The organism is Candidatus Anoxymicrobium japonicum (assembly GCA_002843005.1).
Classification (GTDB): Bacteria; Actinomycetota; Geothermincolia; order Fen-727; family Anoxymicrobiaceae; genus Anoxymicrobium; species Anoxymicrobium japonicum.
In genome coordinates this window covers 1-12,497 of sequence record PHEX01000050.1, presented here as the reverse complement: position 1 = coordinate 12,497, position 12,497 = coordinate 1, and the positions used below count along the sequence as shown (strand labels likewise).

Annotated in this window: 10 protein-coding genes; 8 read left to right on the top strand and 2 right to left on the bottom strand. The window is 54.2% G+C overall.

Annotated elements, in window-relative coordinates:
- Window positions 1-297 precede the first annotated feature (297 nt).
- The 8 genes from CVT63_05930 (at window position 298) to CVT63_05895 (ending at window position 10,821) form a co-directional block, all read left to right on the top strand.
- Complete coding sequence (locus tag CVT63_05930; GenBank protein ID PKQ27838.1) at window positions 298-819, top strand: NADH-quinone oxidoreductase subunit NuoE; 522 nt, start codon at window positions 298-300, stop codon at window positions 817-819.
- A gap of 5 nt (window positions 820-824) precedes the next feature.
- Window positions 825-2,615, top strand: a complete 1,791-nt coding sequence (locus tag CVT63_05925; GenBank protein ID PKQ27840.1) for an NADH-quinone oxidoreductase subunit NuoF — start codon at window positions 825-827, stop codon at window positions 2,613-2,615.
- A gap of 39 nt (window positions 2,616-2,654) precedes the next feature.
- Window positions 2,655-5,420, top strand: a complete 2,766-nt coding sequence (locus tag CVT63_05920; protein ID PKQ27837.1) for a formate dehydrogenase subunit alpha — start codon at window positions 2,655-2,657, stop codon at window positions 5,418-5,420.
- A 20-nt stretch (window positions 5,421-5,440) separates the two neighbouring features.
- Window positions 5,441-5,899: a methyl-viologen-reducing hydrogenase subunit delta gene (locus CVT63_05915; protein PKQ27839.1), complete on the top strand. Its 459-nt coding sequence runs from the start codon at window positions 5,441-5,443 to the stop codon at window positions 5,897-5,899.
- Window positions 5,896-6,564, top strand: a complete 669-nt coding sequence (locus CVT63_05910; GenBank protein PKQ27836.1) for a hypothetical protein — start codon at window positions 5,896-5,898, stop codon at window positions 6,562-6,564. Before CVT63_05915 ends, CVT63_05910 begins: the two co-directional genes overlap by 4 nt.
- A gap of 112 nt (window positions 6,565-6,676) precedes the next feature.
- Entirely contained in the window at window positions 6,677-7,228 is a 552-nt protein-coding gene (locus CVT63_05905; GenBank protein PKQ27835.1) for an addiction module toxin RelE, read from the top strand.
- A 138-nt stretch (window positions 7,229-7,366) separates the two neighbouring features.
- On the top strand, window positions 7,367-10,267 hold the full coding sequence (locus CVT63_05900) for a restriction endonuclease subunit M (protein PKQ27834.1): 2,901 nt from the start codon (window positions 7,367-7,369) through the stop codon (window positions 10,265-10,267).
- Window positions 10,268-10,344: 77 nt separating this feature from the next.
- Window positions 10,345-10,821, top strand: coding sequence for a hypothetical protein (locus CVT63_05895; protein PKQ27833.1), 477 nt, complete (start codon window positions 10,345-10,347; stop codon window positions 10,819-10,821).
- Window positions 10,822-11,207: 386 nt separating this feature from the next.
- Here CVT63_05895 and CVT63_05890 read toward each other — a convergent pair whose 3' ends face one another.
- Together CVT63_05890 and CVT63_05885 are read right to left on the bottom strand one after the other, a co-directional pair.
- Window positions 11,208-11,444 carry a hypothetical protein gene (locus CVT63_05890; GenBank protein ID PKQ27832.1) on the bottom strand — a complete coding sequence of 79 codons (237 nt, stop codon included), beginning with the start codon at window positions 11,442-11,444 and terminating at the stop codon, window positions 11,208-11,210.
- Between the two features lie 36 nt (window positions 11,445-11,480).
- Window positions 11,481-12,362: a dihydropteroate synthase DHPS gene (locus CVT63_05885; GenBank protein ID PKQ27831.1), complete on the bottom strand. Its 882-nt coding sequence runs from the start codon at window positions 12,360-12,362 to the stop codon at window positions 11,481-11,483.
- Between the last annotated feature and the right edge of the window lie 135 nt (window positions 12,363-12,497).

The window sequence follows — 12,497 nt, the reverse complement described above, 5'->3', positions numbered from 1 at the left end:
ATATACAAATCGCTTTCCCCAAGCGTTATCTCATAACACGTGAGACCGGCGGGCGCTATGACTGCCCTGTAATCGCGCTTGACATACGTCATATCATCCATAATCACCAATTTAACTTTGGGGTCAGGTCTTTTTTTAAAGTCGATCGTCCGTCCAGAGGGGTCTGGCGCCGTCTACCGCTTTAGCGGTAGACGGCGCCAGACCCAAAAAAAGACCTGACAAAGTTAAGCTCGAAACTCAAACAATTCTCTTTTTTAGTATAATTTCGCAAAACAGCTATGTCTATATGGAGGGAACATGACAGAAAAGTGTGCATGCCGCAACAGGTTCGCGGACATAAACGACACAAGGCCCATAGAGAAGATAATCGAGAAATACGGCCACGAGGAGGGCGCGCTGATCCCTATTCTCCAGGAAGCCCAGGACGCCTACGGCTACCTTGACGAAAAGATCATGCGCGAACTGGCTCTGCGAGCCGGTTGCCAGTTGAGCCGGCTATACGGCGTAGCCACCTTTTTCGCGCAGTTCCGGTTCAATCCCATCGGCGAGCATCTTATAAAGGTCTGCCACGGCACCGCCTGCCACGTTGCCGGCGCACCCCAGATCACAGGCGAGATATGCAACCAGCTGGGCATCAAGGAAGGCGACACAACGCCGGACAACAAGTTCACGCTCGAGTCGGTCATGTGCATCGGCGCCTGCGCCCTGTCGCCCATCATGGTTGTCGGCGACGACACGCACGGCAAGCTCAAGTCTACCGGCATCAAGAAGATACTGAAGAAATACGCCGACGGTTCCAGCGCCGGGAAAGAGGAATGACCGCCATGAGTGAAAACGGACGTAAGTACAAGCTCGTCCTCGGGTATGGAACATGCGGGATCGCGGCGGGCGCGAAATCTGTCAAGGACGCTCTCGAGAAAACCGTCGAGAGTGGTGAGTACGATGTTGATCTCGATATCGCGGGCTGCATGGGATACTGCTTCATCGAGCCCATCATAGAGGTATTCGACTCCAAAGGCGGCTCTGTAATATACGGCGACATGACCGCGGAAAAAGTCCCTCAGTTGCTGGATGAGCACGTCAGAGACGGAAAAGTCATCGAGGATTGGGTTGTCAGAAAAAGCGACGACCTGTCGGCGGTTGAGGGAGATTTTCTCGAAAACCAGTACAGGATCGTGCTTCGCAACTGCGGGAAGATCAATCCAGAAAGCATTGACGAATTCATAGCCATCGGCGGCTACGACGCGGCTCGCAAAGCGTTCACTTCGATGACGCCCGAGGATGTCATCCAGGAGGTCTCGGACTCGGGCCTGAAGGGCAGGGGCGGCGCTGGCTTTCCCACGGGCATGAAGTGGGGATTTGCCAGGAAATCGCCGGGGGACGTCAAGTACATGATCTGTAACGCGGACGAAGGCGATCCGGGCGCCTTCATGGATCGCAGCGTGCTCGAAGGCGATCCCCACTCCGTCCTGGAAGGAATGATGCTCGCGGGGTTCGCGATCGGAGCGCGAGAAGGTCTCATATACTGCCGGGCCGAGTACCCGCTCGCTCTGAAACGACTCGACATCGCTATCGAGGAGTGCCACGCAAGAGGTTATCTCGGAGACAACATCTTCGGCGCCAACTGGAGCTTTAACGTCAAGATAAAAAAAGGCGCCGGCGCGTTTGTGTGCGGCGAAGAGACGGCTATGATGGCTTCAATTGAGGGCAAACGCGGCATGCCTCGCCCACGGCCCCCGTTTCCCGCGAACTCGGGCCTCTGGGGCAAGCCGACCAACATCAACAACGTCGAGACCCTGGCCGCCGTCCCATGGATAATCAACAACGGCAGCGCGGCGTACTCTTCGCTGGGCACCGAGAATAGCAAAGGAACAAAGGTGTTCTGTCTGGCCGGCAAAGTGCGGCGCACGGGACTGGCGGAAGTGCCCATGGGCTACACGCTCAAGCAGGTGATCTTTGACATTGGAGGAGGAATAAAGGACGGCGGGCGATTCAAGGCTGTTCAGATGGGCGGGCCCTCCGGCGGATGCCTGCCCGAGAGCAAACTCGACATCCAGGTTGACTACGACCAGATAACCGCGGCTGGCGCCATCATCGGCTCGGGTGGAATGATAGTCGCTGATGACAGTACTTGCATGGTCGACCTCGCCCGATACTTTCTCTCATTCACGCAAGACGAGTCCTGTGGCAAATGCGTGCCGTGCCGTATCGGAACCAAGCGCATGCTCGAGATACTCGAACGCATCTGCGATGGAAAAGGCGAACCAGACGACATCGAAAAACTGGAAAGCCTTGCCACCGATATCAAGGCGGCCAGTCTTTGCGCGCTTGGCGGCACCGCGCCGAACCCTGTGCTGACAACCTTGCGGTACTTTCGAAACGAGTATGAGGACCACATCCTCAACCACAGGTGCACTGCCGGATCGTGTCCCGCGCTCATCACGCTCTCGATCGATCTGGAGATCTGCCCGGGTTGCGGCGCGTGCGTGAAAGTGTGTCCGACCGAAGCGATATCCGGCGAGAAGAAGCAACCGCACGTCATCGATGTGGATGCCTGCGTCAGGTGCAAGATGTGCATGTCCAGATGTCCCTCGAAGTCCATTCTCGCTGAGTGAGAGAACACCATTTGACCGTTGTTCAACTGGAGGTTTGATGTGGAAGTGATAACTGTCGAAATTGACGGGATAAAATGCTCCGGTCCCGGTGGCTCCACGGTACTGGACATGGCGAAGGACAGCGGCATCGACATCCCCACGCTTTGCTACGAGCCAAGGCTAACTCCATACGGCGCCTGCCGGCTGTGCCTGGTCGAGGTCGAAGGGGCGAGGGGTCTGCTTCCGGCGTGCTACGCGGAAGCGACCGAGGGAATGGTCGTCAACACCACAACGGAAAACCTGGAGCGCATCAGGAAAACACTTGTTGAACTGCTGGTGTCGGATCATCAAATGGAGTGCCAGGGATGCGCGAAGTCGGGCCGCTGCGAGTTGCAGAAACTCGCCAACCGCTACGGCGTCACCGAGAGCGGCTTCAAAGGTAAAATACATGAGTATGAGATCCTCGAAGAGAACCCGTTTGTGACGCGCGATTACAACAAATGCGTAACGTGCGGTCGATGCGTCAGGATATGTCGCGAAGTCCAGGGTGTCGGCGTGTACGAGTTCGTCAACCGCGGTTTCAAGACCGTTCCAGGCACCCCTTATGAGAAACAGTTGCCGGATACGCCGTGCGAGTTCTGCGGGCAATGTATCTCTACCTGTCCGACAGGCGCGCTCAAGACGAGGCCTTACGAAGCTGAAGGCAGGGTCGCCGCGCGGGACATGCTTCGGAACGCATGCGCCTACTTCCAGATGTCCGAAGACGACATGATGGAGGCGCTGGGGCTCGAAGGGTGGAAAGTCAGGACGACCTGCGCATACTGCGGCTGCGGGTGCCAGCTCGACCTTCACGTGATCGATAACCAGGTGGTGGAAGTTACTTCACCGCTCATGGTGGGCGCAGGGCAAGGCAACCTGTGCGTCAAAGGCCGTTTCGGCTACGATTTCATCGGAAGCGATGAACGACTGAAAAAGCCGATGGTCAGGAAAGACGGCCGGCTTGTCGAGACCGGGTGGGACGAGGCGCTCGACCTGGTGACCGGCAAGCTTTCGGAGATCAAGGGTAAGAGCGGGGCCGACTCGATCGCGATCCTCTCCTCCGCCAGAATAACAAACGAGGAAAACTACTTGATTCAGAAGTTCACGCGCGCGGTTCTGAGCACGAACAATGTCGACCACTGCGCCAGGTTGTGCCACGCCCCAACAGTCGCGGGCCTGGCGAAAATGTTTGGCTCCGGCGCGATGACCAATGCGATAGACGACATTGAAGAGGCCGGGGCGATTCTGGTCATAGGCTCGAACACCACTGAGGCGCATCCGATCATCGGCCTTCGCGTCAAGAAAGCGGTCATGCAAAACGGCTGTAAGCTTATCGTGGCCGAGCCCAGGCGCATCAGGCTGTGCTACTACGCGGATAAGTTCCTTCAGCACAAGCCGGGTACGGACGTCGCCCTCATCAACGGCATGATGAACGTGATAATCGAGGAAAACCTTTATGACAAAAACTTTGTGGATGAGCGCACCGAAGGTTTTGAGGAAATTGTCAAGCTCGCGAAGGAGTACACGCCCGAAAAAGTCGCCGAAATATGCGGGGTTGACGCGGACGACATTCGCGAGGCGGCCCGCGTGTTCGCGAACGCTGAACGCGCGGCCATCATCTACGCCATGGGCATCACCCAGCACACGACCGGCACCGACAACGTGGTCACACTCGCGAACCTCTCGATGCTGACAGGCAATATCGGCAAGCCCGGCGCGGGCGTCAACCCGTTGCGCGGGCAGAACAACGTGCAGGGCGCCTGCGACATGGGCGCGCTTCCCAACGTGCTGACGGGTTACCGCTCTGTAACCGATCCCGACGCCAGGAAGCCTTTTGAGGACGCATGGGGCGTCACAGTGCCGACCGAAGTCGGGCTAACCGCGACTGAAATGATGGATGCCGCGTCAAGGGGTGACTTGAAGGCCATGTACGTCATAGGCGAAAATCCCATGATGTCCGACCCGAACCTGAAACACGCTGGCGAAGCTCTTGACAACCTGGAGTTCCTCGTGGTTCAGGATATTTTTCTGACCGAGACGGCCAGGCGCGCCGATGTCGTTCTGCCGTCCGCGTCATTCGCCGAAAAGGATGGGACATTCACCACCACGGACAGGCGCGTTCAAATGGTGCGCAAGGCCGTTGAGCCTCCGGGCGAGGCGAAGACTGACTACGAAATCATCGGTGAAATATCGAAGCGCATGGGATACGAGATGGCGACAATCGAAGCCTCCGGGGTCATGGACGAGATAGCAAACCTGACCCCGCAATACGGCGGCGTCAGCCACGCGAGGCTGGACGGCGGCGCGACCGTGCACTGGCCGTGCCCTGACGCCGAGCACCCCGGTACGCCGATTCTGCACACCAAACAGTTCACAAGGGGAAAGGGGCTGTTCTGTCCGGCGCAGTATAAGCCGCCCGCGGAAGAGCCTGACGCCGAGTACCCGCTGATTCTCACCACCGGCAGAGTGCTCTGGCAGTACCACACCGGAACAATGACCCGCAAATCCAAAGGCATCAACGAAATCGACCCGCATGGCAAGGTCTGGATCAGCCCGGCCGACGCCGAGAAGTTCGGGATCGAGTCGGGCGTCGATGTTGTCGTGAGTACGCGGCGCGGCGAAATCGATATCGAAGCCATGGTGACCAAGAGGATGCCGGATGGCGTCATCTTCGTGCCGTTCCACTACGTCGAAGCGGCCGCCAACACGCTGACAAACAACGTCGTGGATCCAGTCTCGAAAATCCCGGAATTCAAGGTCAGCGCGGCAAAAGTGAAAGTGAAGTGATTGTGACAGAAAAAACTCCAGTGAAAACCGAGGGGAACACGGGTCGGGATTCGGCTGAAGGCGTAAAGATTCTCGCGTTCCTGTGCAACTGGTGCTCGTACGCGGGCGCTGATCTCGCGGGCGTGTCCAGGTTGCAATACCCGCCCAACGTGGTGGACATCAGAGTGATGTGCACGGGCGCCATTTCGCCCTACTACGTTCTCAAGGCGTTCCAGGAAGGCGCGGACGGAGTGCTCATCGCGGGCTGTCACCTCGGTGACTGTCATTACGATAAGGGCAACTACGCGGCCGCTGAAAGGTTCAGGGTGCTGAAGGACATGCTGGTCGGCATTGGCATGGATCCACGGCGCGTCAGGCTCGAGTGGATCAGCGCGGCCGAAGGCGCCAGGTTCTCAGACGTAATCACCTCATTTACCGAGCAGGTCGCCTCGGCGGGCAAATCCCCGTGGGCGTTATCTCCATCTGAGGAATCCCTATGAAAAGCGAGCTTGCGGAAGCAGTAAGACAGGCGCTCGCGGACGGCGAAACGACGACTGCGGTAGCGCTGGTCGAGCGTGACGGCCAACTCGCGCCAAAAACCATCTCACGCGCCGACGACCCGGCGATCGAGTCGATCCACGTCGGGGACAAGCGATACCCGATGGCGTCGTTCGCGATCATGCTGCTGCCGCTCCTCGAAGGCAACCTGATTGTGCCGGTGCGCGAGTGCGACCGTCGCATGCTTGTGGAGCTCGAGAAACACAACCAGGTCGATATCGGCCGGCTACGCATGATTGAAGTTCCATGCTCCGAGGAGCTTGCGAGCAAGTGCGTGTGTGATCATCCTCAAGCCACGTTCTTTCCTGAGGCTTCATCTGATGATCCCACCGTGCGCCTCTCCTTCTGGCTCGACGCTTTCTCTCGTTGCGTCAGGTGCATGGGTTGCCGCAATATCTGTCCGATGTGCTACTGCAAGGAGTGCGCACTGGATAACCCCGACCTGGTAAACCCTGGCGCCGCGCCGCCCGACACCCCGATCTTTCATCTGATCCGCGCCTTCGACATGGCCGACCGTTGTGTGGACTGCGGGATGTGCGAAACCATCTGCCCCGCCGAAATCCCGCTCCGCCAGCTCTACCGCCAGACACGCGCCATCCCGCAATAATTGCATAAGGCATAATGGGGTCAAACCAAAATATGCGTTTTTCGAAACCATTTCGCCATGTCTGGGGTCATATTCGCTTGTCATATGCTTGTATTGCTGATATAGTCATTATATGAGGCAACCGAGAATCAGTTTTCCAGGCGCACTGCACCATATTTATTCCAGGGGAAATGGCCAACAGAGTATCTTCCTATCCTCGCAAGATCGTAGAGATTTTCTTGGAATACTCTCCGAGGTCAATTCCACCTACTCATGGATCTGCCACTCTTATTGCCTGGTAGGCAATCACTATCATCTGCTTATCGAAACGCCCACGGGTAAGCTATCGGAGGGAATGCAGTTGCTCAATGGCGCTTACTGCGCCAGGTTCAACTACAGGCACGACAGGATAGGACATGTGGTACAGGGTCGGTTTCACTCACCATTGGTGACGCGCGAAAGTCACTTTCTGGAGCTTCTACGCTACATGGCGCTCAACCCGGTCAAAGCCAATCTTGCGCAACATCCTGGTGAATGGCGGTGGAGTAGCTTTCGCGCCTTCGCGGGACTGATCCCCTTCCCACCATTTCTCACGAGCGATCTGGCCCTTGATATGTTTTCATCAGATATCGATGATGCCCGTAGCCAGTACATTGCTTTCGTTCTTGAAAAACTTGGCGAGTGATGAGCGACAATTACACTTCCCCAGTCAACGCGTGATTCTCTGTCAACTATTCTTCTAAAGCAGTTCGAAAACATCACTTGGCGGTTGTACAATATGAAACGAATAAAGCGGCGATGGCCGATTGGGAGAAGCAACACTATGGTTCCATCTGAGGTTCTTGAACTGACAGAGCGGTTCGAAATGAACCGCGAGGCGTACCTTTCCGGGCAATACAAAGAATCACAACTGAGACTTGAGTTCATCGACCCGTTCTTCAAAGCCCTCGGATGGGATGTCTACAACGAACAGGGATATGCCGAACAGTATAAAGATGTTATCGTCGAAGACGCGGTCAAGGTCGGTGAAGCGACAAAAGCGCCCGACTACTGCTTCCGCATTGGCGGAACGCGCAAGTTCTTCGTTGAGGCCAAGAAGCCTTCCGTCAATCTCAAAGACGACATAAGTCCGGCCTTCCAACTCAGGCGCTATGCGTGGTCGGCAAAGCTTCCACTGAGCTTACTGACTGACTTCGAAGAGCTCGCGGTCTACGATTGCCGAGTCAAGCCGGTAAAGACCGACAAAGCGTCCAGAGCGCGGACGCTCTACTTCACCTACCCGGAATATGAAAAACGCTGGGACGAAATCGCTTCTGTATTCTCCCGTGAAGCCGTCCTCAAAGGCTCCTTCGACAAGTACGCGGAATCCAAGAAACCGAAAGGAACAGCGGAAGTCGACGAGGCTTTCCTGAAGGAAATCGAGTCTTGGCGGGACCTGCTCGCCCGCAACATCGCTCTGCGCAATTCCGGAATGAGCCACAGGGAGCTCAACTACGCCGTCCAGCGGACAATCGACAGAATCATCTTCCTGCGAATCTGCGAGGCGCGGGGCATCGAAATTTACGGGGCACTCATGGCTCTTCTCAACGGACCCCACGTTTACCCCAGACTCTTCGAGCTCTTCAGGAAGGCAAACGACAGGTACAACTCGGGCCTGTTCCATTTCCGGGAAGAAAAAGAACGCCCTGAATACCCGGACGAACTGACGCCCGGAATGGTTGTTGACGACAAGCCTCTGAAAGAGATAATAAGAAAGCTCTACTATCCCGAGAGCCCGTACGAGTTCTCCGTTCTTCCCGCAGACATCCTCGGCCAGGTTTATGAGCAGTTCCTCGGCAAGGTTATCCGCCTGACGCCGAGGCACCGAGCAGTCGTGGAAGAGAAACCGGAGGTCAAAAAAGCAGGCGGTGTCTACTATACCCCGACATTCATCGTTGACTACATCGTCGATAACACGGTGGGGAAACTGCTTGAAGGAAAGACACCGAAACAGGCTTCCAAGCTCAAGATACTCGACCCGGCTTGCGGCTCTGGCTCATTTCTGATAGGTGCTTTCCAGCATCTCCTCGACTGGCACCGCGACCGGTATGTCGAGGACGGTCTTGAGAAGTTGGCAAAGGGCCGTTCGCCAAAGTTGTTCCAGGGACTCGGCGGTGATTGGCGTCTTACAACCGGGGAACGTAAACGCATTCTGCTTAACAATATTTATGGTGTAGACATAGACCCGCAGGCTGTTGAAGTTACAAAGCTTTCTTTGCTTCTTAAAGTCCTTGAAGGTGAATCCGATGAAACACTTACGTCCCAGCTCAAGCTGTTCCACGAAAGAGCACTCCCTGACCTCGGGAATAACATCAAGTGTGGTAATTCTCTCATCGGTCCTGATTACTACGACAACAAGCAAATGAGCTTGATGGATGATGAGGAACGCTATCGAATCAACACTTTCGATTGGAATGGGGAGTTTCCGGAAATTGTGAAAGCAGGCGGCTTCGATACCGTGATTGGGAACCCCCCATATGGAATCGTTTTCGACATAAAAGTAAAATCATATTTGGAGTTTCACTACCCTACCTTTATCAGGAACAATGATAACTATGTTGCTTTCTCCCAAAGAGCCGTGGATTTGCTCAAGCCTAATTGCTTGTTTGGATTTATCATTCCAAATACATTCTTAGTGGGTCCATATTTCAACGATTTCAAGCGCTATGTTCTTGAAAGAGCGGACGTTACACAGATTGTGGACTTCGGGATAAACCAGGTTTTCCGTCAGCCCAATGTATTTACAGCACTACTATTCTTACAGAAGCGGCTTGGGCGACAGACGACAGTTCGTGTTAGACATGCGGAATTATGTGAGGTGAGTGATATAGACATTTTCCCGGCGTCGATGTGTCGTTGGGATTTGGATAAAGACGTTCTTGAGTCACTATCCTGGAAATACGTTAATCCGCTGGATTCCAAGTTAACGACTGACAAAGTGAAACTGGACGATATTTCGTTGGTGAAGGATGTGGGACTCAACTATTGGACGAGGGGTCGGGGTAAGAAACGGGGCGGTTCAATAGCTGACCGAGTGCTTTACGAGGGCAAGAAACAAGAAAAACAGGATATGCAGTATCTCAAGGGAAGAGATGTGAAGCGGTATGAAATAACTTTCGGTGACCATTGGCTACGCCATAATTACGAAGAGCTGTTAGACCCCAGGGTAGATACCTTCCGATTTAGTTCTGCGATTTTAGAACAAAGAAAGATTGTCTACCGGCAGACATCGGACAGAATGATTGCTTCGCTTGAATTGACAGGCATGTTAACCGACAAGACGTTGCATTCTATTGTGTTGCGAAGCGAATGGGAAGGTCGCGTGGATCTGCGCTACATACTGGGAATTCTTAATTCAAAGTTAACGAGCTATTTGTACAGAACGTGGGCACATGAGGAAGGCAGAACGTTCGCACAGGCAAAAATATTTAGAACGAAGCAAATACCAATTCCTGGGATTGAGGTCGAAGATGATGACTACAAAGTAAATCACGACCGCATGGTTGAGTTAGTCGAAGAAATATTTTCTTTGAAAATGCGGCTGGCCGACGCCAAGACACCAACCGATAAGACTTCAATTCAGCGGCAAATAGACGCCACTGACCGTCAGATTGACCGGATGGTCTATGAGCTTTACGGCCTGACTGAAGATGAAATAAAGATTGTCGAGCAGGAAACTGGCTGACCGTAATTTGGGGGATAAAACAATGGAATACGAAGAATGGAAATGGCGGACAAGGTCTTCTGTTCAGGGGTGGTCTTGTGAACAACAATAATCAGGTTGGCTGGGACGTTGCTATTCGTCTTGAGGAAAACCGCGTTCATATAGCAGAATGGATTACTGGACTCTCCGCCGTTGTCATCGCGGTCGCGTCTTCCCTGTTATTACAGCGAATTGGAGACATCAAGAACGGGGAAGTTCAAGTTCTTGTCTTTGTTTTTTTCCTCCTTGGTCTCTTATTCGCCGCTGTGTCTCTGGGTTTAGGTATTTGGTACTACGTGAGATACATGGAAGCACTCTACCTCAATCCGTGTTACCTCAAGAGGGAAAAGTCTCAAGGGAATCCCCTCAAGAAAAAATACAAGGACTGGTCAACGGAAAAGATGACGGAAAAACACAAAAGCCTGAATGGATTCTTACCACGATTGTTGAACGGTCAGTTGACTTGCTTCAGTATCGGTATATCATTCGTGTTCATCGCAATCGGGCTCTTTGCCTTCCAAGCGTTCTGTCTTTGACCTTCTCGAAAGTAATCATCTCAATTAAGACCGATTGATTGTTGAACATGAAACCTGAATACTGCCCGCACTGCAGGGTGGGCTTATCCATGCTGACATGACCCCCCTGTGTCAATTCCGGTCCCTGCTGGGGCCGGAATCTGTGCTTTCGTGGAGCTATGCTAACTTCTTCTCATTCTCTCCATCCTACCAACAGGTGAATATTTCCGATGTGCTTCTGCCAAGTCCCGGCCGACCAGGTTCACATATTTTTCGGCCATTTTTGTCGTACTATGCCCAAGCATTAGCTGAAGGCTGATGAGCGACAATTACACTTCCCCAGCCCGCGGGGGAGGTGTAGTTGACATCGATCAGGCGAGGCCCTGGCAAACAGAAACGGAAAGCCATCACTTCCCGAGCTCTTTGGCAAAATCAAGGATAAACGCGAGCGCAATAACATGATCATAAAGGCGTACGTGAAATACGGCTACACAATGTCGGAACTCGCTGATTTTCTGAAAATCAACCAATCGTCGGTAAGCAAAATCTGTGCGAAGCAACCCCTTGATAAAGATGTTCAGAGAGGTCTTGACCTGTTTTGAAAAGGAAATTGAAGTGAGGGCGGGACAGCCCGCCCCCATCATCAATAAGGCATAATTTGGTTTGACCCCATTATGCGTTTAGAGTTCGAGGTAGGAGGCGGCGAAGAGAGTTTCTTCGTGGAAGAGCTTTACGGTTTTCTTGATCGCCAACTGCAGCTCGTTGTTCAGATCGAGCTCGCCTTCCTTGAGACCTTCGGCGATCTGAACAAGATCGTACTCGGGGCTCTCCATGCGCGCTACCGCCATCAGCTTCTCATCGTTCGGATCGACGATGGCCGCGTCCATGCCGTGCCCCATCAGGGCCGCAAGGAAGATGCGGTTCACAAATTCGGCGTTCTCGGCGGTGAGCCCGCACTTGTTGCTGACGTTGGAGAGGCCGCACACCAGGTGCGGTTTCTCGGGAAGCTCTGAGAACATCCTGGTCGCGTCAAGCAGCGCGTGCACCTGATCCTGCGCGACACCGATGGGAAGGACGATCGGGTCGATCCAGTAATCGTCGTGGCCGAGGCCGGCCGCCTCGAAAGCCATCATCAGGTTGTACCCGTTGGTCACTCGCTCCTCGGCGTCGCGCGGCACGCCGGCCTCACTGGTGCAGAGCCCCACGCACTTCGCCTTGTACTCGAGCGCGAGCGGGATGAGCCTGTCCATGCGCTCCTGCACACTCGAAATAGAGTTGATTATCTTCGGGTTGGCGCCGACTTTGAGGCCCGCTTCCATGGCGTCCATGTTCATGGTGTCAAGCGAGAGCGGGAGATCGGTGACCTCCTCGACAACCTCCACCATCCACTGCATGATCTCGGGGCCGTTCTTGGTCGCGGGTCCCAGGTTGATGTCTATGCACTCGGGATTCCCCTCCAACTGGGTCGTCACCATCTTCTGGATAGGACCCTTGTCCCTGGCGACCATTGCCTCTTTTATGCTTGTCGTGATCACGTTTACTTTCTCCGCGACGATGTACATCTCTACCTCCTTGCCATCTACAGTTAAACTTCCTCTACTTGAGAGTACCGACTTCTTTTCTACCTTAAACCCTTCTCCTTATCAAGCGTCATCCTGAGTTTCGACGCCTCGATGCCGAGGTCAATCCACTCCTCG

Bases quoted from the DNA above. Each gene is read 5' to 3' on its own strand.
- CVT63_05930 (PKQ27838.1), top strand. From the start codon at position 298: ATGACAGAAAAGTGTGCATGCCGCAACAGGTTCGCGGACATAAACGAC.
- CVT63_05925 (PKQ27840.1), top strand. From the start codon at position 825: ATGAGTGAAAACGGACGTAAGTACAAGCTCGTCCTCGGGTATGGAACA.
- CVT63_05910 (PKQ27836.1), top strand. From the start codon at position 5,896: ATGAAAAGCGAGCTTGCGGAAGCAGTAAGACAGGCGCTCGCGGACGGC.
- CVT63_05905 (PKQ27835.1), top strand. From the start codon at position 6,677: ATGAGGCAACCGAGAATCAGTTTTCCAGGCGCACTGCACCATATTTAT.
- CVT63_05900 (PKQ27834.1), top strand. From the start codon at position 7,367: ATGGTTCCATCTGAGGTTCTTGAACTGACAGAGCGGTTCGAAATGAAC.
- CVT63_05890 (PKQ27832.1), bottom strand. From the start codon at position 11,444: ATGATGGGGGCGGGCTGTCCCGCCCTCACTTCAATTTCCTTTTCAAAA.
- CVT63_05885 (PKQ27831.1), bottom strand. From the start codon at position 12,362: ATGTACATCGTCGCGGAGAAAGTAAACGTGATCACGACAAGCATAAAA.